Raw genomic sequence first — 24818 nt, 5'->3', positions numbered from 1 at the left:
ACATCGAACCCGGCTTGGTCAGCGCCACCATTGCAAACACAAGATTGGATATCAATCAATGCATTTTTTGTAGCCAATGAATGTTTTTTGGTTGACAGACTGAAAGGATTGCATCCCATATATGGCACACCGCAACCTGGGATATGGGGCGCTGGAATGACGCCGATCATCGGCAGTGACATTGCGAAAGACGCGTGGAAATCAACGCGGAGCGCCGTCTCGTGAGCAGCCGTTCCCAGTCAATCGCCGACACGCTGACGCGCGCCATCATTGATCATCGTCTCGTTCCGGGCTGCAAACTTGGCGAACGCGAACTCGCCGAGATATTCGACGTCAGCCGCATCGTTGTGCGACAGGCGCTGATCCGCCTAGCCGATGACGGCCTGGCCCAGATCGAGCGCAACCGCGGCGCCTTCGTCGCCCGGCCGAGCATGCAGGAAGCGCTAGAGATCTACGACGCGCTGACCCTGGTTGAACAGGGCGTCGCCGCGCAGCTGAGCGACCGCCTCGGCCCCGCCGGCTGGGCCGAACTGCGCCATCATGTCGAACGCCAGCGCCAGGCTGTCGCGGCTGGCAATGATGCCCTGGCCGACGTGCTCGGCCAGGAGTTCCACACGGTGTTCGTGCGCCTCAGCCGCAACAAGGTGATGCAGGAAATCCATGCGCAACTCGTGCGCCGCACGACGTTGCTGCGCTCCCTCATTTCAGCCGATTTCGATTATTGCAATCTGCTCGACGACCACTCGCGGGTCGTTGACCTGCTGGAAAAGGGCCGCTTGAAGCAGGCCATGGATCTCATCGACACACACCACCGCACGGTGGTGCGCGGCTACATCATGGACCGTGAAGTGTTTCCGGAAATGACACCGGCCGAGGCCCTTGCCCCCTATCTCGACGGCACGGCCGATGCGGCGACAACAGCGGTTCCGCTCAGAAGGATGGCGAAGTCGCAGGGGAATGGCGACGCCGCAACGCATCTCGGAGCCGCAGCGCATCTCCATGTTCATCTTCCAAAAACAGATCCGGCATCCACAAGCCGGGCATCAACCAAAAAAACCAACAGAGGGTTGCCATCATGAACGACGTAACAAGACGGGACTTCCTGAAATACGGCAGCGCGCTGGGAGCAGCACTTGGCGCAGGAGGCCTAAGCACGATCGCGCAAGCGCAGGAGGTGCTGAAAATCGGCGCCGTCTATGTCTCGCCGGTGGCTGAAATCGGCTGGACCAAGCAGCACAGCCTCGGTGTCGAAGCCATCAAGGCCGCATTCGGCGACAAGGTCGAGCTGACCGTCATCGACAACATCTTCATGCCGCAGGACGCCGAGCGCATTTTTCGCGAACTGGCGAGCGCCGGCAACAAGCTGATCTTCGGCACCAGTTTTTCACACGGAACGCCCATGCAGAAAGTGGCGCCGCGGTTCCCCAAAGTGGCCTTCGAACATTGCTCCGGCATCGTCCACCTTGCCAATCTCGGCACCTTCGAAGCCAAATATTACGAGGGCACTTTCGTCGCGGGCGCGGCTGGCGGCTACATGTCGAAATCAGGCAAGATCGGCTTCATCGGCGGCTTCCCGATCCCCGACATCGTCGGCCCGGCCAATGCGCTGCTGCTCGGTGCGCAAAGCGTCAATCCGAACGCCACCTGCAACACCATCTTCCTCAACTCCTGGTTCGATCCGGGCAAGGAAAAGGAGGCCGCCAAGACGTTGCTTTCACAGGGCTGCGACGTCATCTGCTCGATGACGGACACCGCCACCGGCGTCCAGGTCGCCGGCGAAGGCGGTGCCTGGTCGATCGGCTATGCCAGCGACATGGCGAAGTTCGGTTCGGGCAAGCAGTTGACGGCATTCGTCCTCGACTGGACCAGCGACTATGTTGGCGCCGCCAAGGCCGTTGCCGCAGGCAGCTGGAAGCCGGAAGTGCGTTGGGACGGGCTGGCGGCAGGCGTCGTGAAAATGGCGCCCTACAATGACGGTATTCCGGCCGACACCAGGGCCAAGCTCAAACAGCTCGAGGCCGATATCGGCGGCGGCAAGGTGCATCCCTACGGCGGCGAGTTGAAGGACCAGGACGGCAACATCAAGGTCGCCGCCGGCTCGGTTCTGGCCGATGACGACATTCGCGGCATGAACTGGTTCGTGAAGGGGATGATCGGCAAGCTGAGCTGATTATCCACCAACGAGCCATATGGCGCCGAAGCTGGAATGCTTCGGCGTCCGCCAGGTTGCGCCTAGTCCAACCCCGCTTCACGCCACGGCAGGACCCGCCATGCATCCGCGTTTAGAACTGCGCAACATCTGCAAGCGCTATCCGGGCGTCGTCGCCAATGACGACATTTCGTTGTCAATCCAACCCGGCGAAATCCACGCTGTCCTGGGTGAGAACGGCGCCGGCAAATCCACCCTGATGAAGATCATCTACGGGGCGGCGCAGGCCGATTCCGGCGAAATCTATTGTGACGGCAACGCGATAGCCGCACACAACCCCGCGGTATCGCGTGCGCTCGGCATCGAGATGGTCTACCAGCATTTTGCGCTGTTCGAATCCGTCTCGGTGGTCGAGAACATCGCCCTGTCGACAAGCAGCGCGTTCCATCTGCCGACGCTTGTCGAAAAGATCCGCGACCTCTCCATGCGCTACGGCATGCCCATCGATCCGCATCGCCAGGTGCACGACCTGTCGGTTGGCGAGCGCCAGCGCGTGGAGATCGTGCGCTGCCTGCTGCAGGCACCGAAACTCCTGATCCTCGACGAGCCGACTTCCGTGCTGACGCCGCAGGCAGTGGTCAAGCTGTTCGAGACACTGCGGCAACTGGCCGCCGAGGGCTGCAGCATCGTCTACATCAGCCACAAGCTGGACGAAGTGCAGGAGCTCTGCGACACCGCCACCGTGCTGCGCAACGGCAAGGTCACCGGCACCGCCCGCCCTAAAGAGACGACATCGCTCGAACTTGCCCGCATGATGGTCGGTTCCAAGCTGCCTGAAATGCATGTCAGCCCGCCAAGCCCGAGCGACGAGCCGGTGCTTGAGGTCAACAACCTTTCGGTCTCGGCCCGAGACCATTTCGGCGTCGATCTGAAGGATGTGTCGTTCAATGTGCACGGCGGGGAAATCGTCGGCATTGCCGGCGTTTCCGGAAACGGCCAGGCTGAGCTGATCGCCTTGCTCAGCGGCGAACGCACCCATGACCGCGGCGACGCGATCAGGATTTGCGGCATCGATGCCGCCAGCCTGCGTGCCCACGAACGCCGCAAGCTCGGCGTCGCCTTCGTCCCCGAAGAACGGCTCGGGCGCGGCGCGGTCCCATCGCACACGCTGTGGGAGAACGCCGTGCTGACCGCGCACCGCTTCGGCACGGTGCGCAACGGACTGGTCGATCGCCGCAAGGCCAAGGCTTTCGCCGCCGGCATCATCGACAGGTTCAAGGTCAAGGCCAATGGAGCGCAGTCGACCGCGCAAAGCCTGTCGGGCGGCAACCTGCAGAAATTCATCGTCGGACGCGAGATCGCGCTCAAGCCAAAGCTGTTCCTGGTGTCTCAGCCGACCTGGGGTGTCGATGTCGGAGCATCCGCCTTCATCCGGCAGACCATCATCGATCTCAGCCGTGCCGGGGCAGCGGTGCTTGTCGTCTCCGAAGAACTCGACGAGTTGTTCGAGATCTGTGACCGGCTGCTGGTGATCTGCAAGGGAAAGGTGTCACCGCCACTCATCCGCACGACAACCGACCGCGAGGAAATCGGACTTCTGATGACCGGCCGGACAATGAACGAGCCGACATCGGCAAACGGGAGTGGCGATATTGCATTTCAGGATTGAACAAAGGCCGGAGCCATCCGTGCCGATGCGCATTGCCGCACCGATCCTGGCGACGATACTGACGGTCGTCGTCGGCTCGATTTTCTTCGCCTCTCTCGGGCATGATCCATTGGCCACGCTCCATGCGTTCTTTGTCGAGCCGCTCAGTTCGATGAACGGGCTGTCGGAATGGCTGCTCAAGGCCTCACCGCTGATCCTGATCGCTTGCGGGTTGGCGGTCGGCTTTCGCGCCAATGTCTGGAACATCGGCGCCGAGGGCCAGTTCACGATGGGTGCGATTGCCGCCAGCGGCGTCGGGCTGTTCTGGCCAAATCCGGAGAGCGTGCTGCTGTTGCCCCTGATGTTCCTGGCCGGCATGGGCGCCGGCATGGCATGGGCGGCAATCCCGGCCTTCCTGCGCGCCCGCATGAACACCAATGAAATCCTCGTCACGCTGATGATGACCTATATCGCCACGCTGTTCCTGTCCTATCTCGTGCATGGGCCGTGGCGCGACCCGGCCGGTTTCAACTATCCGCAGACGGCCCTCCTGCCGGCTGCCGCGATGCTCCAGTCCTTTGATCCGGCGTACCGGCTCAATTCCTCGATCTTCATCACCGTCGTCGCCGTCATCGCGATGTGGCTGTTCACCGACCGCAGCTTCCTCGGCTACAAGATGTCGGTGAGCGGCGCGGCACCGCTGGCCGCGCGGTATGCGGGGTTCCGCGAGTCCGCAGCGATCTGGATCGGCCTGCTGGCAGGCGGAGCAGCAGCCGGCATCGCCGGCATGGCGGAAGCCGCCGGACCACTCGGCCAGCTCTCGCCACAGATATCGCCGGGTTATGGTTTCGCGGCCATCATCGTCGCCTTCATCGGACGGCTGAACGCCTTTGGCATCGTGCTCGGCGGGTTGCTGATGTCGCTGCTTTTCCTTGGCGGAGAAGGCGTGCAGATGACGCTTGGCCTGCCTTCAGCGCTGACGCGGATTTTCCAGGGCATCCTGCTGTTCTTCCTGCTCGCCGCCGACTTCTTCATCTTCTACCGCGTTCGCCTGGTCCGGGAGAAAGCCTGATGGATCTGTTCATTGCCATCTTCACCGGCACCATCATTGCCGCGACGCCGTTGATCTTCGCCGCCCTCGGCGAACTCGTGGTCGAAAAGTCAGGGGTCCTCAATCTCGGCATCGAAGGCATGATGCTGATGGGGGCAGCACTTGCGTTCTGGGCTGTCACCGCGGGCTTTTCCATGCCTATCGCGATCATGGCCGGCGCGCTGGCCGGTGCTGCCGCATCGCTGCTGTTCGGCGTTCTGGCGCTGACCTTCCTGACCAATCAATATGCCGCCGGCCTGGCGCTGGCGATCTTCGGGTCAGGTGTTTCGGCCTTTCTGGGGCGCGGCTTTGGCAGTTCCCCGATCGATGCGCTGCATGGCGTCGACATCCCCTATTTGTCGGATATACCTTTCCTGGGTCCGATGCTGTTTCGCTTCGATCCGATGGTTTATCTGGCCTTGCTGATGTTCGCCGCCATCAGCTGGTTTCTTTACCGGACCAAGGCCGGGCTCATCTTGCGCACGATCGGCGAGTCGCCGCAGACGTCGCATGCGATCGGCTACCCGGTGATCAAGATCCGCTACGTGGCCGTCCTGTTTGGCGGATTGATGGCCGGACTGGCGGGCGCCTATCTGTCGGTCGCCTACACGCCGCTGTGGGTCGAGAACATGACCGCCGGCAAGGGCTGGATAGCGCTTGCGCTGGTGGTATTCGCCACATGGCGGCCGCTGCGCATCCTGCTTGGCGCCTGGCTGTTTGGCGGCATGACGATCCTGCAGCTGCAAGGACAGGCGCTCGGGCTGGAAGTGCCGTCGGAACTGTTGTCGGCCCTGCCCTATCTGGCCACCATCATCGTGCTGGTCCTCATTTCGCGAAACCGCCAGATGCTCGCGCTGCATTTCCCGGCCTCGCTTGCAAAGCCCTTCCGCCCGGCGACCTGAACCAGGAACTATTCTCTGTTGTAGGGTATGCCGAGCGCCACCGGCTGATGCGTGCGCGATCGCAACCCGGCCAGCAGCACCAGGGACGCCACATAGGGTAGCACGAGGAATATCTGATGGGGGACGGGTATCCCCACGACCTGCGCATGAATGCCCAACGCCTCGAGAAACGCGAAAATGAAGATCGCACCGACAACCCGGAACGGCATCCAGTTGCCGGCAATGATGGCGACGACGACCAGCCAGCCGCGCCCGGCAATGAGATCGGGGACGAATTTGTCCGAATAGCCGAGCATCAGAAACGCACCGCCGAAGCCGGACATCATGCTGCCGAACATGATCGCCAGGCACTGCCTGAGGCCGACATGCAATCCCTTGACGTCGAGTGCCTTTGGATTTTCGCCGACGCAGCGCACCTCGAGGCCGTATTTGGTCCGGTAGAGGAAGAACCAGACCAGGACAGGCAGGAGGAAGCTGACATAGGTGAGCAAACGTTGCGAAAACAGCACCGGACCCAAGACCGGAATATCCGCCAGGTAAGGGATCGGCACCCGGTCGAAGCCAGCGAATGTCGGCGGCTCGCGGCCGGCAACATAGGCCTGGAACCAGAACAGTGTGACGCCCGACGCGAGAAGATTGAGGGCCAGCCCGGCGACGAACTGCTCGGCCTTCAACACGATCGTCACGAACGACATTATCAGGCTGCTTGCGGCGCAGGCAATGATGGCCACCACCAAGGCCAGCCACGGCGATCCTGTGGTGGAGGCGACCATGTAGGCGACCACCGCGCCGATCAACATGGTGCCTTCGACGGCGATGTTCCATATGCCGGCGCGCTGTGTGACCAGCTCGCCCATTGCCGAAAACAGCAGCGGTGTCGCAATGCGGACCATCGCCGCCAGCAGGCTGATCAGCAGCGGTCCCTGCAAGAGCTCAAGCATGGACTTCCCTCCGCACCAGTTGGAGCCGTGTCGCCACTGCGGCGCACAGGAAAAACAACAGCACCAATCCCTCCATCGCCGAGACCAGTCCCGCCGGTGTGCCGCTTTTGAGCCGCATGTAGATAGTGCCGCTCTGAAGGGCGCCGAAGAACAGTGCCGCGAGCATCGTCCCGCTAGGGCGAAGTCCGCCCACCATGGCCACGACAATACCGGAACTGCCGATGCCGAGCAGCGTTTCAGCGCGCAGCCGATGGGTGACGCCGAACAGCTCGCCCGCACCTGCCAGCCCAGCCAGCGCCCCCGACATCAGCATGACGGTCAGGAGAAGCCGGCGGACATTGGTGCCGCGAAAGGTCAAAGCGGTCGGGTTGGAGCCGAATGCGCGGATTTCATAGCCAAGCGACGTCTTGTCGAGCAAGACCGAGCAGAATGCCGAGGCAGCGAGAGCAAACAGGAACCCGACATGCAGCTTTCCCGCACCCGTGCCGAAAAACACCGGCCATTCGAGAGCCGGATTGATTGGCGGCGATTGGTGGTAGGCCACGGTGACGCCGGTCTCCATCCACGGGCCCCCGTCGAGAAGATAGGCAAGCAGGAACATGATGATGTAGTTCAACATCACCGTTGAAATGATCTCATTGGTGCCGAACCTGGTCTTCAGAATGCCGGCAAGCAGGCCAAGTGCGCCGCCACCGGCCAGCCCAGCGACCGCGAGAACACAGACGGCCAGCCACGACGGGAGCGGTGCCACCCATAAGCTGACCCAATAGGCCGCCATGGCGCCGGCGAACACCTGACCCTCCTGGCCGATGTTCCAGATCTTGGCCCTGAACGCCAGCACCGTGCCCAGTCCGACGAGCAGAAGCGGCGTCGCCTTCGCCAGCGATCCAAGCAAGGCGCCCGGGCTGCCGAAAGCACCGATCAGCAAGGACGAGAAGGCCTTGGCCGGATCGCCGCCGGAAAGCTTCAACAGGATTGCGGAAGTCAGAAAAGCACCGAGCATCGCCGCCGAATAGCAGACGACGTTCCACCCCAGGCTGCCGCCCGAGCGTCGTTGAAATGATATCATTGAGTTACCTGTCCAAGCTGGCTGGTGTCGCCAGCCATCATCATTCCGAGTTCGAGAAGGCTGGTCTCCTGCGGCCGGACGATGCCCATGATCCTGCCCTTGAAGATCACCGCGATGCGGTCGCTGAGGCGCAGCAGATCCTCAAGCTCCTCCGATGCCAGCAGGACCGCAAATCCGGCGGCGCGTTTTTCCAGGATCTTCTCGTAGACGAATTCCGAGGCGGCGACGTCGAGGCCGCGCGTCGGCTGGTTGGCCAGCAGCAACCGCCTGGCATGCTGGAACTCGCGGGCGAGAATTACGCGCTGGGCATTGCCGCCCGACAGTCGCTCCACCGGCAACTCGGCCGAGGCGGTCGCGACCTTGTATTCGTCGATCTTGCGCCGCGCCAACTCAGCCAGCTTGCGGCGATCGAGAAAAGGGCCGCGGCAATATTCGGGCGAACGCTGCCAGCCCAACACGAGATTCTCGGCGGTGCCGAACTCCGGGATCAACCCTTCGAGAAAGCGATCTTCCGGCACGAAGCCGACGCCTCTGTCGAGGATTTCGCGTGACGTCGGCGCCACCACCGGAATCCCTTCGAGGGAGAAACTGCCGGATTGAAGCCTGCGAACGCCCATCAGGACTTCGAAGAGTTCCCTCTGGCCGTTTCCGGCAACCCCCGCGAGTCCAAGCACCTCGTTGGCGGCAATGGTGAAGGTGACGTTCTTGAGAACGTCCTCGCCCCACTCGCCGATTGCCGATGCGCTTTCCATGGCGAGGATTTCGCCCGCCGGTGCAAGCGAAGCGTCCCTGACGTTCTTGGTCACCTTGTGCCCGACCATCAGCGCGGTGATCGCTTCGGCGGTCGTTCCCATGGTATCGACGGTGGCGACGACCTTGCCCCGGCGCAGCACCGTCACCCTGTCCGACTGCATCACCTCGCGCAGCTTGTGGCTGATAAGAATGATCGAAAGGCCCCGTTTGCGCATTCCGTCGAGAATGACGAAGAGCTGGTCGGATTGCTGCGGCGTGAGGACCGCCGTCGGCTCGTCGAGGATCAGCAACTCGGCGCCGAAATAAAGCGCCTTGAGGATTTCCACCCATTGCTGCTCGCCGACCGAGAGCTGCCAGATCTCGCGATCCAGATCGATGTCGATGCCGCACTCGCGGCAAAGGGTGAGAATCTTGCTGCGGGCGTCGGCTTTCTTCAGCAGCAACCCGACATCGGCACTGCCGACAATGATGTTCTCCAGAACGGTGAAATTGGAGACCAGCACGAAATGCTGATGCACCATGCCGATCCCCAACCGCAGGGCGTCGGCGGGAGAGTTTAGCTCCACCACCTCGCCCTTGAAGCGGATCACGCCACTGTCGGCCTTGTAGTAGCCGTAGAGGCAGGACGATAGCGTCGACTTGCCAGCGCCGTTCTCCCCGAAAAGGCAGTGGATCTCGCCCTTGCGGATATCGAGATTGACCCCGTCATTGGCGACGACGCTGCCAAATCGCTTGGTAAGGTTCTGGACGTTCAGAAGGTCTTCCATTGGTCGCACCGGGCTGCCTGGTTGACGTGTCTTACTTCACCTCGGCGGTCTTCAGGGGAACGACAAACTTGCCGGACATGATGTCCTGCCGCCTGGCCGTGATTTCGTCCTTCACCGCTTGCGGGATCTTGCCGTCGAAGTCGTGGTAAGGCGCGATGTCGGTGCCGCCTTCCGCCATGGAGAACCACCTTGGCTCGGCATTGCCGCTGAACTGTCCACCGGCCTTATGTTTCAGCCACTCGGCGATGATCCACTTGACGTCGGGCTGCCAGTTGATCAGCGCGCTGGATGCTATCGCGTCAGGAGCAACCTTGTTCTGGTCGTTGATATTGGCAAAGCACATGATCTTGTGCTCCTGGCACGGCTTGAAATTGTCGGTCAGCATGAACACGACGTCGGCACCGGCCGCGATCTGCACATTGGCGTGCTCTGCCGCCAGCGCATTGTCGGACCATGAGCCGATGAACGACAGCCGATGCTGGATGTCGGGCCTGATCGATTTTGCCCCGTCGAAGAATGCGTTGATCTGGTCGTTGACGTCGTCGGCGGCGAAGGTCCCCACCACCCCGACCATGCCGGATTTGGTGGTGTGGCCAGCCAGCATTCCAAGCAGGTAGGACGGTTCGTGCAACCGCTTGTAGATCCAGTACTGGTTGGCCCCGACCGGAAGGTTGCCGGAGCCGGTGACGACGAACATCAGGTCCGGAAATTCGGCGTTGAGTTTCTTGACCTGGTCGGAATAGCGGCCATGGCACCAGATGATGTTGTATTCGCCGCTTTCAGCGTAGAAGCGCATCGCGTTTTCCGCATCGTCCCCCCACAGTGGATCGGTATATTCCCAGGAGATTTCGAGTCCTTCCGGCTTCTCCTGTTTCAGGTGCTCGAGACAATCGAGCAATGTGCTGGACCAACCGACATCGGTGCGGCTTTCCAGGATGATCGCCAGTTTCAGCGTCTTTGGCTCGTCTGCCATGGATCGCACAAGCCCTGAAAGAAGCAGGGCGCCCGCCGAGCCCAGGATTGCGGTGCGTCGCGTGATGTTGGTCGTCATTGCTTGATCCTCTCATTCCAGCCGGAGAACTGTCCAATGCCGCTCGCGTCGCGCACCCGGATACTGTTGTTTTTTCCGGTTGCCTTCGTGGAGGCGGCGTTCGCCGAGACAACGTCCCCTATGGCGTTGCAAGGCAGCCGATTTTTCCGGCCTGGTTCGAAACTTCCACGGGGAAGCCCGGCTAACAATGGCTGCGATTTCTTTCGGACATATCCGCAATTAATCATGACCGAAAATGCGTCAACGCCTAGTGAGCGCGGATACCGTCGGCGGCGACGACGCCATAACGCAAGCCTCGTTCGCGTAGCCAGCGCCGGTAGGCAGCCGATGCAGCGTCGGCCCGGATCGGCACCTCGGAACGGGGATCCAGCGGCAGCTTCTTCGGCACCTGGTTCTCCAGGATCGGCTTGTCCTGACCCAGGATGGTCTGATGAAACCGCCTCAGGGACGCGAGGTCGCGGACTTCATCCAGCAGGCAGATGACGATATGGACGAGCACCCAGTCCTCTTCGACCGGCTGCCCGAACAGCGCGATAACGTCGCGCCGATCACGTTGCCGCGACCCCGTCTTGTAAAGGACGGCGCAGAACGGGTGCGGCACCCGGTAGGTATATTCGGTGTCGGCCCCCGTCGTCGAACCAGCATTCGCCTGGGGCTGGTAGAACTCGCAATCGGTGACCATTATTTCGGGTGGCTCGGCCAAAACCTGCACCTTGTAGGGTTTGACCTCGGTGTGCGGCTCCTCGCCGAGGATACCTGTGTGGACGAATGGGAAATGCCCCATGTCGAGAAAGTTCTCGACGGCCCTGGGCGCCGACACGTTGACCCTTACGACACCCTGGATGATGTGGCGGCGATCGGCTTCGGAAAACTCCGGAATCTCGAACAGGTCGCGCTCCGGCATGCCCAGCGTCGTCCAGACATAGCCGAACCGCTCAATGACGGGGAGCTCTGTTCGGGCAGCATCGACGCTAGCCTCGCCTTGCCAGACTGCAATCTTGCCGCCGCGCCGGCCAATGGTAATCGGCTGACCGAGCAGGACCGTCCGCACCGCCCGATCGACCGGCAAATCCTCGGTACAGGCAACGACATGCCAGTCGTTGAGCGCTACGGGATCGAGGTGAGAGAAATTGTCCATGATGCTGTCCAGCCCGGAATGTCTGTTGTCGGTGAACGGATCTGGCCGAGGCGCGACCCGGCAACGAGGTTGCAGGACATCGGTCCCTTGCCCTGCGGGCTTGACGCTGCAAGCCGGATCAATCCTGATAGGTCCGACATTTCATCCGCGGCCGGAAATCCGCCATGCCTGCTGTTGAGGAAAGCATATCGCCAGTTCATCCGCGCTCGTTCCGGCGGCAATGCTTGCCCCGCCCATCCGGAGGCATGTGGGCAGCCGTCAGGCGTTGCGCTTCTGCTCTCTCAACTCGGTCGGAGAGCAGTCGAATGCCAGCTTGACCTGCCGCGAAAAATGATAGGGGTTCTTGTAGCCGACCTGGTAGGCGATCTCGCTTATCGACAGTCCCGTCCGCTGCAGCAGATGCGTGCCGTAGTCGAGACGGCAACGCCACAGATATTTGGCAGGCGTCATGCCGAGATGTTTCTTGAACGCCGAGACCAGATATTGCGGGCTGACGCGCACCTGCTGCGCCACCCGCTCGATCGACAGATCAGCGGCAAAATTCTCTTCAAGGAACCGGCGCGCCTGCAGAATCGTCTGCGGGATCGGCCGCTCCGCCTCGATCACCTCGGCCTCGTAGATGAAAGCGTGGAGCAGAGCGTTGGTCAGCGACTCGCGAACACCGCTGCGACCGCCGCGCTCACCGAGGCCAAGGTCGACACCCAATTGCATGAGGGTATGGACCATCGGCGAGGCGACGATGAACGGCGCGAACTTCTCGCGCTCCTTGTACAGCCACGCCGCGTTCTGCGGCCGGCCATCGCACCAGCTGATATGGGTCAAAGTCTCCGACCCGACCGTCGTCATGTAGCGCTGGCGCGTAAGCGACAGAGCGCATTGCCCGGCCTCCAGTTGCAGGACGCTGTCATCCGTCTCCAGCCGCAGGGATCCAATGTGGACAAGCATGAAAGCCAAATAGTCGCCGCCAATCGGCCCGTACTCGCCACCATTCTCATAGGTCAGTGCACCGAACGTGTTCTCGCGGCTAAGATCGATTGGAGGCAGGCGCATGGCGACGTTCCCTCTCAGGCTGCCGGCATCGTGCAAACGAGGTCGAGCCGCTTGCCGGCACTGTCATCTCCAATAGTCGAGGGTGTGGCTCCATGGCGCAAGGCATTTGCCTGTTCGAATGAAATCTGACTTTGGCGCGCCTCAGCGACCATAGATCGGGAATGCCTCGCAAAGTTCCTCGACCGACCGGCGAGCCACCTTCTCCTGTTCAGCGCCCCATTGCGTTCCAACCGCATCAAGGACGTCGGCTACGAGATGACCGACACGCGCAAACTCGCCCTCGCCGAAACCGCGCGTCGTCGCCGCCGGCGTGCCCAGCCGGATGCCGGAGGTCACGGCAGGCGGCGCCGGGTCGAAGGGAATGCCGTTCTTGTTGCAGGTCAGCCCGGCACGGCCCAGCGCCTCCTCCGCATCCTTGCCGGACAGACCTTTGCCGCGCAGGTCGACCAGCAGCAGATGCGTATCGGTTCCACCGGAGATGATATCGAAACCGCGCTCGCCGAGCGTGGCGGCCAGGACCCTGGCATTCGTCACCACCTGACGGGCATAGACCTTGAACCCGTCCTCCAAGGCTTCACCCAAGGCAACGGCCTTGGCGGCGATGACATGCATCAGCGGACCGCCCTGCAGGCCCGGGAAGACAGCCGAATTCAGCTTCTTGGCGATGTCCTGGCTATTGGTCAGGATCATGCCGCCGCGCGGGCCGCGCAGCGTTTTGTGCGTCGTGGTGGTGACGATGTCGGCGACCTCGACCGGGTTGGGATGCACGCCGCCGGCGACCAGGCCGGCGAAATGCGCCATGTCGACCATCATCAGGGAGCCGACAGTGTCGGCGATCGCCCGGATACGCTTGAAGTCGATGATGCGCGGATAGGCTGACCCGCCGGCGATGATCAGTTTGGGCTTGGTCTCATGTGCCTTCGACTCCAGTTCCTCATAGTCGATGAGGCAATCGCTCTGGCGGACGCCGTACGGGACGGCGTTGAACCATTTTCCCGACATCGTCGGCTTGGCACCGTGAGTTAGATGCCCTCCCGCGGCGAGCGACAGACCCATGAAGGTGTCGCCGGGTTTAAGCACGGCGAGCATCACCGCGCCATTGGCCTGCGCGCCGGAATGCGGCTGGACATTGGCATGCGCCGCGCGGAAGAGACGGCAAGCCCGGTCGATAGCCGCCGCTTCCGCCAGATCGACATATTGGCAGCCGCCGTAGTAGCGATGCCCGGGATAGCCCTCGGCATATTTGTTGGTCATCACCGAGCCCTGAGCTTCGAGCACCGCCGGCGAGACGATGTTTTCGGAAGCGATCAGCTCTATCTCCGACCTCTGCCGGCCGATTTCGCGCTCTATCGCGTCGGCGATCACCGGATCCTGCCGCGCGAGGTTTCGTTGGAAGAAGCCGGACATTCTGCTGGTCTCCTGGCGTGCCCGCGGATGCTTGCAGGCATCCGGCGATGGCTGTGCTCGTTGAGTTGAAAACGCGTGGCTAATTCACCGCGTCAGGCGGGGTGCGCCCTTCGAAGAAGGCCGACAGATTGTCGATCACCCGCATGCCCATGGCGATGCGCGTCTCGCTGGTGGCGCTGCCCAGATGCGGCAGCAGCACGACATCCTCGCGCTCGGTCAAGGAGGGTGGCACGGAAGGCTCCGTCTCGAAGACATCCAGTCCGGCGCCGGCGATCCGGCGCTCACGAAGCGCCTGAACCAGTGCGTCCTCGTCAATCACGTCGCCACGCGCGGTGTTGATCAGGAAGGCCGATCTCTTCATGCAGGCAAGACGGCGTTCGTTGATGAGGCGGGTGTTCTCGCCACCGCCAGGGCAATGCAACGACACGAAATCCGAAGCCGAGAGCACGTCATCGACCGTTGCCATTTGCCGAGCCGGCATGCCGGGATCAGCAACCGCCATGCTGTCGAAGAAGACGACATCCATACCGAAGCCGAAATGACAGCGCTTCGCCATTGCCTGGCCGATGCGGCCCATGCCGATGATGCCGACGGTCTTGCCGCTGACCTGGGTGCCGCACAGATGGGTCGGCCGCCAGCCGGTCCAGTTGCCGGAGCGCAGCTCACGCTCGCCCTCTCCGGCGCGGCGGGCGCACATCAAAAGCAGCGTCATGGCGAGATCGGCGGTGGCATCGGTCAACACGGCGGGCGTGTTGGTGACGACCAGCCCTGCCGCTCTCGCGGCGGCAATATCGATGTGGTTAAAGCCGACGCCGAAATTGCCAAGCATTCTTGCCCTGACGCCACCCGCGAAGAGATCGGCGCCAAACCGGTCGGTCACGGTCGGTAGCACCGCATCGGCTTGCAGCAACGCCTCGCGGAGCTGTTGTTGCTCATAGGGACGATCGGCTTCATTCAGAGTGACATTGAACTGGCCGGCGAGGCGCTGTTCGACCTCATCCGGCCATCGCCGGGTAACGACTACCTTCAATTTGCTCACGATTACGTTCCTCTCAAGCCGCGCGTTCGTGCAGCGGCAGCAAGTTCCGGCCGATCTCAGAGCGGTACCATTCCTGGGCAACGGCGACACCGGAACCGGCCTCGATCCGTGCGCCAGCGTCGCGCAATGACATTTCCGCCGAGGCCAGCGCGGCGAGACACATGACCTCGTTGAGATCGCCGAGATGGCCGATGCGGAACACGCGGCCGGCCACCTTGCTCAGCCCGGCGCCGAAGGAAGTGCGATATCTGGAGTAGCCGTTGGCGATGACTTGCCTGGCATCGACATCGTCGGGAACGACGATCGCCGAAACCGTATCCGACCACCATTTTTCCTCCCTCGCACAGAGCCTCAGTCCCCACGCATGCACACCGCGACGAACACCTTCGGCGAGGCGGTGGTGACGGGCAAAGATCTGCTCGAGTCCTTCGGCGAAGACGAGATCAAGCGAAGCCCTCAGCCCAAGCAGCAACTGCGTTGGCGGCGTGTAGGGGAAGAAGCCGGTTTTGGACGGCGTCTGCATATCCTCGAAGCTGAAATAGCAACGCTCCATGCGTGACTGCTTGTGCGCTTCCAACGCTTTGGCGCTCACCGCCAGGATGCCGAGACCGGCAGGCAGCATCAGCCCTTTCTGCGAGCCGGTGATGGCGAGGTCGACACCCCATTCGTCCATCCGAAAATCGATCGAGCCGATCGAGCTCACGCCGTCGACGAACAGCAGCGCGTCATGAGCCGTTTCGTCGAGCGCGGCACGCACGCCGGCGACGTCGGATGTCACGCCGGTTGCGGTCTCGTTGTGGGTGGCGAACACCGCCTTGATCTCGCCGCCCTTGTCGTCGCTCAACCTTTGCCGATAGGCGTCGAGCGGAACCCCCTCGCCCCATTCGACGTCGATGCAATCGACCTCCAGTCCGAGCCGCTCGGCCATATCGACCCAGAGATGCGAGAACTGACCGAAACGCGACATCAGCACCCGGTCGCCACGGTTGAGCGTGTTGGAGATTGCCGCTTCCCAGGCACCGGTGCCCGAGCCTGGAAAGATGAAGACGCTGCCGGTCTCGGTCTTGAAGATCCGCTTCAGGTCGCGAAACAAAGGCAGGACCAGTTCCGGAAAATCCGGTGCGCGCATATCCTGCATCGGCACGTTCATGGCCCGCCGGACCGCGTCAGGAATGTTGGTCGGACCCGGGATAAAGAGATGCGCCGTTCCATTCTTCATGATCTGATTCTCCTGTTGACATGAGCCTTGCCACACACAAGCCCAGTGGTGCCGCCTTACGCGAACACAACCGTCTTTCGTCCGTTGATCATCACCCGGGCTTCGAGGTGCCGTTTGATGGCACGCGCAAGAACGCGACTTTCGATATCGCGGCCGGCCGCGATAAAATCCTCGACGCTCATGGAATGCGTTACCCGCTCGGTTTCCTGCTCGATGATCGGCCCCTCATCGAGTTGGGCGGTCACATAGTGAGCCGTGGCGCCAATCAGCTTGACCCCGTGCTCAAATGCCTGGTGATACGGCCGCGCGCCCTTGAAGCTTGGCAGGAACGAATGGTGGATGTTGATGACCCTGCCGAACAGGCGCTCCGCGAGGTCGTCGGAGTACACTTGCATGTAGCGCGCCAGGACGACGAGGTCGGCGCCGACGTCTTCGATCACCGCCAGTATCCGGCCTTCCTGTTCCTGCTTGTTGTCCTTCGAGATCGGGAGCACGTAGTAGGGAATGCCCGCCCATGCGGCAGTTTCGCGGCTGTCTTCGTGATTGGAGATGATCGCTGCGACCTCGGCTTCGAGCCAGCCAACACGGATTTGGTAGATCAGGTGCAGCAATGCATGGTCAAACTTCGAGACCATGATGACGATTTTCGGCCGACGACTACGTTCGAGCAGCCGGCAGCTCAAGCCGAAGCGGTCAACCGCAGGGGCAAGTCCCTCTTTGATGGCGTCGGCAGATACCCAGGCGGGCGCCGAAAGGGCAATGCGCATGAAGAAACGGTTCGAGGCCCGGTCCCAATGCTGGCTACTCTCGACAATGTTGGTGCCAAGGCTGGCAAGCTCAGTCGTCACCGCCGCCACGATCCCGGCCTGGTCTTCGCAGGACAGGGTCAGAATGAACGAAAGTCGAAGCGTTGCACAATTCATCGTTCGTTGATCCGCGGCCAGCACGCCTCGCGATAATCGCTGAACCAGGCAAGTGTCTTTTCCCACCCACCGAATGGGAAGAAATGGAGGTGTAGCGGCGCGGTCGGCGCCGGGTAGCTTGCCGCCATCGTTTCCAAGATCTCGGCCGGGTTCCTGTCGGCCACGATGTTGAAGAGGCCGCTGGCGGAACGCCGCAGCGCCGCGATCGAAGGACCAACACCGCACATCATGGCGAACCGGATGAGTTTGGTAAGGCTGGTCACGCCGGCCAGACCGACATGAACCGGCAGCGCGGGATGTGCCATATGCAGACTGCTTGCCCAGGCGGCGATCATGTCCCCATCGAAAGCGAATTGCGATACGACCCTGGCTTCCAGCGATCGCTCGACACAGATGTCGAGCTTGCGCCGCAATGCGTCCGCCAGCACGGCTTCGACGATGCTTGGATGCCCTTCCGGATAGCCGGCGACGAAGGCGGTTCGTATCGTGCTGTCTCTGACCACTGGATGGGCGAGCAACTGGGTTGCCTCCCCCAGCGGCCCAGGAAAGAGAGCCGGATTGCCGCCAAGAAAGAGCGCTTCGCCGATCCCGTTTCGGCTGTGGGCGGTGACAAGATCGACGTAGTCCTGCTCTGAATTGAAGTTCCGCGCGCCCAGGTGTGGCACCGGCGCAAAACCCAACTCCTTGATCCGGCGAGCTGCTTCGATTTGCAAAGCTTCGGGCTTGCCGGGAAGGTGAGTAAGAAAGACGCGAGAGCCAAGCGGAAAGCAGTCGGCTCGTGGCGCAAATGTGCGTGCCTGCTCCGGCGCCAGCTCGATCGACACCTCCGCGCCAAACGCAAATGCAGCGGACCCTCGTGTCTGGATAAGTTCTTGGCGCATATCGTTCATGATCTTTCCAGGTCTCTCCCGACAAGTTCGATTTCGCGGCACCGTGTGCCGTGGCAATGGGAGCCGGGCAGACCAGCTGCCCGGCTTGTCGTCATGGGAGGATGCGACGACAGGACTCAGTTCTGAAACAGCGTTCAGCTAACCGTTGGCAGCGCGCTTAAGCGACAGGAAAGGCAGCGCAACGACACTCGCCTTGACGTCAACTGCAGCGCCATCCTTGTTCCACTTCAACGAAAGCTCAGTGCCGACTGCCGCAGCCTCACGCCGTAGATGCCCGAAGCCGATCATTTTCCCGGTTGAAGGTGACCAAGCGACGCTGCTGGCGTGCCCGACTTCGTTCTCGCCCTGGAAGGCTTTAAGCGGATACCATCGCACCCGCCTTAGATCACCTGGCGCCCCACTCTCGAGGCCTCTCCCATCGAGGGCCTGCGACCAATCGATGTCGAGCCCCACGAGCTGGCGATGGTCGCCTGTGTTCGACATGCGTTGCAGCGCCGCCTTGCCAATGAAATCGGCCTTGCGGAAGTCGATCAACCGACCGAGGCCAAGATCGAATGGCGAAGCGCGGTATTTTCCAGCCGCCTGGATACCTGCACCGCCATGATCCGGGCCGGCGCTGGTGTAGTCATAGCCGACGATCAGCAGGCCGGCTTCGAGACGCGCGATGTCGAGCGCCCAGGCACCAGCAGGAAGAATGCCATAAGGCTTGCCTGCCGCCTCCACTGCGTCCCACACGGCAGCACCGTCGTCCGCCTTGACCCATAATTCGTAACCGTGTTCGCCGGTAAAGCCCTGGCGCAGGATTTCGACCTGCCTGCCAGCAATGGTGACAATGGCCAAGCGAGAGAACGGTAAATCCTGCGCTGACTGTGTGACAGCCTCAAGGACTTCGCGGGAGCGCGGCCCTTGCAAGGTGAGAATGCCGTAGGTATCGGAGATATCGGTCACGCGGACGTCGAGACCCTCGGCATGCTGCTTCCACCACGCGAAGCCCGGATCGGCCGAAACACGAAATGTCGTTTCATCCATGCGGAAGACCAGACCGTCGCCGACGACGTGCCCATTCTCGTCGCACCACGGCGCATAATAGATCTGCCCGACCTGTAGCTTGGTGATGTCGCGCGGGATCAGCCTGTCCATCAGCTTTTCCGCATCCGAGCCGGCAATGACATATTTCGACAATGGCGACATGTCGCCCATGGCAACCCTGGTTCGGATTGCTGACAGCTCCTCGACCATATCGGAATAGGAATCGACGACCATGTTCCGGTCCCAGCGCATCCACAAGGCGTTCTGGTTCAGCGGAGCCGTCCGCTCGACGAAAGGCGTGCCGCGAAAGGCCACCCGGGCATCCGCTACCGCGCTCAGGCCTGTGGTGAATTTGATGTCATCCATTGCAAGTCTCCTCCCGGCCGCAAGGCACTTCGCCGCGACATTCAACAACGGGTGAGGACCGGCGCATCCCGCGCCAGGGAAACGAGTCTGTCAAAGAGCCGACCGCAGAGGATTTCCTACGGGCAGGAACCAGCTCAGTCAGATGTCTCTTGCCTCATCCGTATCTGGGGCGAGACTTTCACTTCACGGAGTTTTTCGGAATGCCCCCGGTTGCCGACGACATACCCGCAGTTCAACCTGATCATTTCAAGCTGTTGTTTGAGCAGCCGTTCAAATGCACTTGCGCGCTTTGATCACGAAGCTGGCCAAGTCGTCGCTTCCACGGTCAGCCATTCCTTCGGAGGGCATCGGTTAGCCTCTGTCCCCAAATTCAGAAAATTTCGACTAAGCCGCGTGCCTCCGATAGCAAAAGAATGCATCTTCAATAGTGGGTCTCGCGATGTAGCGGTCTCCCGCTACCACCATCCTTGTTGAAATTTCGAAGCAACCACGACGGTTTCGATCAAGTCCCGCACCGGCCACAGTGCCCTGTTTGAAGTTGGTTTGGTTGTTCCTCGTAGCGTGCCAGCACCGCGAGACGCAGCGCGATCACACCGGTCACGCGGGCGCCTGATCCAACTCGGCAAAATTCGCGGGTTGAATCTTGTCTGCACGGGAAGCCATGATCGATTTTGCCGTTACCGGCGCCCCACGACATCCATTTGCGCGACCGCCGGCTTAGTGAATGACCTTATGTCAGCCGATGCCAGATGAATTCCGAAATCTTTGCAGCAGCGCCGCCACCTCCGTAAGGAGACGGCTTGTGCGCCATCGACGCATAATGATCACCGTCCGACAGCAACCGCTCAAGGTTTGACTTTAGCCCCTCGCCAGCCGATCCGACAAGCACAGCAGAACCGAGTTCCACGATCTCCTGACGCTCGGTATGGTCGCGGGTAATGAGAACAGGCGCTCCCAGAAACTGCGCCTCCTCTTGTATGCCGCCGCTGTCAGTCACGACGACGAAGGCCCGTCGCAGCAGATTGATCATCTCGCCGTAACGGAGAGGCGGCGAAAGGATCACCGCGGGGCTGTCACCCAGTTCCCGCCTAACCACTGTGGCAACGGACGGGTTGGGGTGCACTGGCAAGACGACGAAGACGCCGGGATGTGCCTCGGCAACGGCTCTCACGGCTCGTAGCGCGGCGGCCATCGCTATCCCCTGACTCTCGCGCCGGTGCGTGGTCATGACAATAAGCCGTGCATTCGCGCGTATGCCGAGGCTCTCGACGATCGTTGTATCCACTGGGACCAGCCGAGCGGCATCAATAACGGTATTTCCCGTCACAAGAATGGCGGAGCCATCGACGCCTTGGTTCAGCAACGAAATCCGCGCCTTCTCGGTTGGCGCGAAATGGACGTTCGCCGCTATCGACGTCGCCAGTCGATGAAATTCTTCCGGAAATGGATGCTGAAGATTCCCGGTCCTGAGACCAGCTTCGATATGACCGAAGGGGATGCCGCGATAAAAAGAACATATGGCAGCCGCGAAAACCGAGCTCGTGTCTCCTTGGGCCAGGACAAAATGCGGAAGGTTGGTCGAAAGGTAGGAGTCCAGTTCCGCCAGCAACCGCCCCAGCAGCGGCGCAAGTCCTTGGCCGGGGACCAAGGCACCCAGGCGCTGGTCAAGCCGAAGTCCAAAAACCGCAAGCGCCTCGTTAAGAATTTCTTCGTGCTGGCCGGTTCCGACAAGCATAACAGAGTGCTCGCAAGAACAGAACCTCTCCCTTAACGAGACAACGACAGGCGCCATCTTGATGGCTTCAGGCCTTGTTCCAATAACGCATAAAATCTTCGCCATCTGTCTTGTCGCATTAGCTCGCCAAAGTCATTCTCATGCATCACGGTGGCGGTGGGGTGTCCACCCGCCCCATTTGCTTTCGAAATAGTCCTGGTTGCGCTGCCAGATCTCGGCGTATGCCACTTTCGAGAGCTTAGTGAAACTCGCCCCACCGACATGGTGGACAAAGGCGTCTTCGGCACAGATTGTACGCAAGCCCTTTTCATGGATGCGGCGCGAATAGTCGTCATCCTCGAATAGCCCCAGCCCGAATGTTTCGTCGAGTGGTCCAACGGCCTCCATCACGTCGCGCCGCATCGCGACGCAGAACATGGCCAGCATGGGGATATCGAAGCATTGGCCGGCATGACGAGCCGTATTCTGGTCCGCTAACGCCTCCATGCCCTCTGGGTCAAGGTAGTCCACCGCAATTTTTGCCTCGTTGCCGATCTCGTTGGTGACGGGACCGACAAGGCCAACGGACGGATTGTCGAGGTGACGGATGAGCGGGTCGAGCCAACCCTTCGGCACGAGCGTGTCGTTGTTCAGGAGAACGAGCACATCGCCCGTCGCCATACGCAAGCCCTGATTATTTGCCGCCGCGAAACCACGGTTCTCCCGATTCAACTCGATCCTGACTGGCAGCCCCGAGCGGGATAGCTGTCGCAGGTAGGACTGCGTCCCATCTTCCGACGCGTTATCGACCACAATGATCTCGTAGTTTGGGTAGGTGGTGTTGCGGATCAAGCTGTCGATGCAGGCGGCGGTGAGATCGAGGTTATTGTACGCAACTACGATGATTGACACGACTGGATAGCCGTCACGAAGCGCCTCGAGCGTCGCGTCTACCCGTGTAGCCCAGTCGTTAGCCCGCGCCAACTCACGCCGGTGGCGGGAGATCGCCGGGTCGCTCTGGGCCAGCGCCACCTCTATGGCGTGCACGGCCTCGTCCGGATTGGACGCAAAGGAGAGGTAGTCCTTGTAGACTTGAAGTTCCGCGGTCGGCGTCGCGATCACGGGCTTTCCAGCGCTCATGTATTCATAGAACTTTACGGGGTCGACCGCATGCGTGACGTTGTAGATCCTGAACGGGATCAGACAGGCGTCGAACCAGTAGAGGAATTGCGGCATCTCGCTATATGGGCGCAGACCAAGGAGGTGGACGTTTGGCAGGCTGTCGAGGCCGGCAAGGTCGGTGGAGAAATCGTCGCCGATCATCACGAAGGACCAATCGGGGCGCTGGCGCGCGACGGCAGCGACTAGCTTGAAGTCGAGCCATTCGGCGAGCGCGCCGTAGTAGCCGATAATGGGACCCTTTATGTTGCTCAAGAGATTGTTCGGGCGGCACTGCTCCTGGAAGAACGCGTAATCCACGCCGTTGCGAACAAGGACGCAACGGCGCGCCTTCGCTTGCCATTTATCTTGGAGTAGGGCGGCTGTAACCGTCACGAGGTCGGCTTCGCGGACCAGTGTCTCCTCGTCGTCGAGAAGGTCGCGGCCAATGTTCGGGAAATTGTCCCATTCGTCCATGCAGTCGTACTGCACGTGCCACCCGCGTGACGTCCGAAGCGCGAGTGCGAGCGGTGTCCAGTAGGTGAGATGCACGACAGTGACCGCTGTCTTGATCCTGAGATCGCGCGCCAGCGCGGACATCGCTTCCCCGAAGGCGGCCTGATTCTCACGGCTCATCGACTTGCTGTAGAAATCCTGGACGCCGTGAGCTCTCAATGAGACCTCGAAGACGCCGTTCGCCACCTCCATGAGGTCGTAGTCCCGGCCCGGTGGCGGCGTGCGCGAGGGTACGATATAGAACACGCGATAGCCGCGGTTGGCGAGGTTCGACATGAGCTGCTGAGGACGCTGGTAGCGCGCCGACCAATCGATGTTGGCAAAGCATACAATGTCCATGAGCCCCGAGGCGACCTGTCCTGACGGGCGCGCAGCAGGCGCGCCAGCCAAGACGGCATGAGGAGCCATGACCGGGCGTGGTTGGCCTCCTGCGCGATTTACAAGCGTCAGGAGTGGCGAGGAATTCGACCGGGAGAGGATTCGGAATCGCAGACGCCTCGGAAGGAGGAGCTTTCCGATACTGCGGAGCCAGGGCCATCTACGCCGGATGAGGATGATCAGGTCCGCCAAGAGGATGCGGAAGCTAGTACGTCGCCGCTCGTATTCGCCCGCCAGCACTTGGATCTCGCCACGCAGCCAGGCAATTCCATCGTCGCGGGCCTGAATGAGGCTCCGCAGCGTAGCGATCTCCTCGTCTTTGGCGGGATTGCCCCGCTCCTCACGCCGCATGTCCATCGGCGAAAGATGCACGGCAAGCAGCTCCCCGGTCCCATTTGCGGCTTCGCCACCGACCCGCAATTCCCCACGGAATGCCAAGAGCTGCCGCAAGTGTTCTTGGGCAGCCACATTGGAAGTCCCCAGAAGCTCACCAACTCTGGATCGCTCGACATTCGTTGCATGGCGTTCAGCCGATAGTGCGTCGCTGAGCCGTGCTGCCTCATCTGCGAGCGTCGAGCGCATCAGTTCGACCTCACGGCTGCGAGCGGTCATCGCCTCGATCTGGTCTAGCAGTTCGGCAATTCGGCGGGTCGCCGCCGCATAAGTCACTTCGGCTTCCGCGCGTTCGATCCTGGCGCCGCTGAGTTCGCTCGCCAACCTAGCGACCTGCGAGCTCCATCGTGCGCGTTCGTCGACGAAGCCTCTCGCACGTGCCTCGTCCTCTATTTCGAGCTGTCGACGCGCCAGCGTGGCGTCGCCGGGAGCACCGGAAATGCCATGCTCGACAGCGAGGTCAGCGAGCCGGAGCCCTCGCTCGGCAAGGCGGTGCGGCCGGGCATAGACGAGCAGGATCTGCTCGCCTGCCCAGTACGTCGGCTCGATGCTCCGGGTGTCGATCACCTTCGATGCGGTGAGCACGAGCTCGCCGCCAGAAAGCGTCGCCGGGATGTTCGATGGGTCAAACGTTGCCTTGTGCTCGGCCAGCCGCAAATATTCCCGGAAGGGGACCAGAATCACGAGGGCCTCGGTCGCCATTTCCCCGAGCCGCTCGAAAACTGCCAAGGGCTCATCGAAATGCTCGAGCGTGTTCGACGAGACCACCACATCAAAACGCTCGTTGAAGGGTTCGCGCAGAAGGTCGGCCCGAAGAAAATGCGGCTTGCGGAATTTCGCACACGCGGAGGCAATCGCGGGCTCGGCGAAATCGATACCCGTGACTGGGCCGGGGAAAACTTGAGCCAGGAGGTCGGTGCCGTCCCCTAACGCGCAGCCCCAATCGCAGAGGGTCCAACGCTCATCGCGCAGCGCGCGGGTCAACCATTCTGGCAGGTTGTCGAGGATGATCCGGCCAAAGAAAACCGACTGCTCTCGACCGTGGTTGGTGATCCAGTCGGTCTCGAAGCGCCGAGACCAGTAGGCCTCGCTGTTTACGTGGGCGTTGGGTCCCTCTTCTGACTCGTCGCGCGATGACATCAGAACCTGCTGCGAGCTTGCATATGGCCGCCGATTACCGTCCAGGCCGGCGTATCATTCCGATTTCCGGCGTCCACAACCATGAGCA

The 24818-nt window shown here is 61.5% G+C and carries 19 protein-coding genes; 5 read left to right on the top strand and 14 right to left on the bottom strand.

Annotation, left to right across the window (positions count from 1 at the left end):
• Nucleotides 1–221: 221 nt before the first annotated feature.
• From NKJ04_RS09985 to NKJ04_RS09965, 5 genes are all read left to right on the top strand, one after another.
• Nucleotides 222–1079, top strand: a complete 858-nt coding sequence (locus NKJ04_RS09985) for a GntR family transcriptional regulator (RefSeq protein WP_352674618.1) — start codon at nt 222–224, stop codon at nt 1077–1079.
• Nucleotides 1076–2170 (top strand): BMP family ABC transporter substrate-binding protein, encoded by a 1095-nt coding sequence (locus NKJ04_RS09980; protein ID WP_352674615.1) that lies wholly within the window; start codon nt 1076–1078, stop codon nt 2168–2170. The genes NKJ04_RS09985 and NKJ04_RS09980 overlap by 4 nt, the downstream gene beginning before the upstream one ends.
• A 100-nt stretch (nt 2171–2270) precedes the next feature.
• Entirely contained in the window at nt 2271–3818 is a 1548-nt protein-coding gene (locus NKJ04_RS09975; protein WP_352674613.1) for an ABC transporter ATP-binding protein, read from the top strand.
• Complete coding sequence (locus NKJ04_RS09970) at nt 3802–4869, top strand: ABC transporter permease (RefSeq protein WP_352674610.1); 1068 nt, start codon at nt 3802–3804, stop codon at nt 4867–4869. The genes NKJ04_RS09975 and NKJ04_RS09970 overlap by 17 nt, the downstream gene beginning before the upstream one ends.
• Nucleotides 4869–5789, top strand: coding sequence for an ABC transporter permease (locus tag NKJ04_RS09965; protein ID WP_352674609.1), 921 nt, complete (start codon nt 4869–4871; stop codon nt 5787–5789). The genes NKJ04_RS09970 and NKJ04_RS09965 overlap by 1 nt, the downstream gene beginning before the upstream one ends.
• 8 nt (nt 5790–5797) lie before the next feature.
• Here NKJ04_RS09965 and NKJ04_RS09960 read toward each other — a convergent pair whose 3' ends face one another.
• The 14 genes from NKJ04_RS09960 to NKJ04_RS09895 all read right to left on the bottom strand — a co-directional run bounded on the left by NKJ04_RS09960 (nt 5798) and on the right by NKJ04_RS09895 (nt 24730).
• The gene (locus NKJ04_RS09960; protein WP_352674608.1) at nt 5798–6730 is read right to left on the bottom strand and encodes an ABC transporter permease; all 933 of its coding nucleotides are present in this window, start codon (nt 6728–6730) and stop codon (nt 5798–5800) included.
• Entirely contained in the window at nt 6723–7799 is a 1077-nt protein-coding gene (locus NKJ04_RS09955; RefSeq protein ID WP_352674606.1) for an ABC transporter permease, read from the bottom strand. The genes NKJ04_RS09960 and NKJ04_RS09955 overlap by 8 nt, the downstream gene beginning before the upstream one ends.
• Nucleotides 7796–9319 carry an ABC transporter ATP-binding protein gene (locus NKJ04_RS09950; RefSeq protein ID WP_352674604.1) on the bottom strand — a complete coding sequence of 508 codons (1524 nt, stop codon included), beginning with the start codon at nt 9317–9319 and terminating at the stop codon, nt 7796–7798. Before NKJ04_RS09950 ends, NKJ04_RS09955 begins: the two co-directional genes overlap by 4 nt.
• A 31-nt stretch (nt 9320–9350) precedes the next feature.
• Nucleotides 9351–10370 carry a BMP family lipoprotein gene (locus NKJ04_RS09945; RefSeq protein ID WP_352674601.1) on the bottom strand — a complete coding sequence of 340 codons (1020 nt, stop codon included), beginning with the start codon at nt 10368–10370 and terminating at the stop codon, nt 9351–9353.
• 247 nt (nt 10371–10617) lie between these two features.
• Complete coding sequence (locus tag NKJ04_RS09940; RefSeq protein ID WP_352674599.1) at nt 10618–11508, bottom strand: aromatic ring-hydroxylating dioxygenase subunit alpha; 891 nt, start codon at nt 11506–11508, stop codon at nt 10618–10620.
• 258 nt (nt 11509–11766) lie between these two features.
• Entirely contained in the window at nt 11767–12558 is a 792-nt protein-coding gene (locus tag NKJ04_RS09935) for an AraC family transcriptional regulator (RefSeq protein ID WP_352674596.1), read from the bottom strand.
• A 141-nt stretch (nt 12559–12699) separates the two neighbouring features.
• On the bottom strand, nt 12700–13965 hold the full coding sequence (gene glyA / locus NKJ04_RS09930) for a serine hydroxymethyltransferase (RefSeq protein ID WP_352674594.1): 1266 nt from the start codon (nt 13963–13965) through the stop codon (nt 12700–12702).
• A gap of 79 nt (nt 13966–14044) precedes the next feature.
• Complete coding sequence (locus NKJ04_RS09925) at nt 14045–15007, bottom strand: 2-hydroxyacid dehydrogenase (protein WP_352674804.1); 963 nt, start codon at nt 15005–15007, stop codon at nt 14045–14047.
• A gap of 10 nt (nt 15008–15017) precedes the next feature.
• The gene (locus NKJ04_RS09920; protein ID WP_352674592.1) at nt 15018–16223 is read right to left on the bottom strand and encodes an aminotransferase class V-fold PLP-dependent enzyme; all 1206 of its coding nucleotides are present in this window, start codon (nt 16221–16223) and stop codon (nt 15018–15020) included.
• A 56-nt stretch (nt 16224–16279) separates the two neighbouring features.
• Nucleotides 16280–17146, bottom strand: coding sequence for a formyltetrahydrofolate deformylase (gene purU / locus NKJ04_RS09915; RefSeq protein WP_352674802.1), 867 nt, complete (start codon nt 17144–17146; stop codon nt 16280–16282).
• Nucleotides 17143–18036 carry a methylenetetrahydrofolate reductase gene (locus tag NKJ04_RS09910; protein ID WP_352674590.1) on the bottom strand — a complete coding sequence of 298 codons (894 nt, stop codon included), beginning with the start codon at nt 18034–18036 and terminating at the stop codon, nt 17143–17145. Before NKJ04_RS09910 ends, purU begins: the two co-directional genes overlap by 4 nt.
• 138 nt (nt 18037–18174) lie before the next feature.
• Nucleotides 18175–19431, bottom strand: a complete 1257-nt coding sequence (locus tag NKJ04_RS09905) for an aminomethyl transferase family protein (RefSeq protein WP_352674588.1) — start codon at nt 19429–19431, stop codon at nt 18175–18177.
• 730 nt (nt 19432–20161) lie between these two features.
• Nucleotides 20162–21271, bottom strand: a complete 1110-nt coding sequence (gene wecB / locus NKJ04_RS09900) for a non-hydrolyzing UDP-N-acetylglucosamine 2-epimerase (RefSeq protein ID WP_352674585.1) — start codon at nt 21269–21271, stop codon at nt 20162–20164.
• Between the two features lie 33 nt (nt 21272–21304).
• Nucleotides 21305–24730: a glycosyltransferase gene (locus tag NKJ04_RS09895; protein ID WP_352674583.1), complete on the bottom strand. Its 3426-nt coding sequence runs from the start codon at nt 24728–24730 to the stop codon at nt 21305–21307.
• Nucleotides 24731–24818 lie beyond the last annotated feature (88 nt).

Source organism: Mesorhizobium sp. M0618 (assembly GCF_040320765.1).
GTDB lineage: Bacteria > Pseudomonadota > Alphaproteobacteria > Rhizobiales > Rhizobiaceae > Mesorhizobium.
This window is presented reverse-complemented; position numbering and strand designations above follow the sequence as displayed.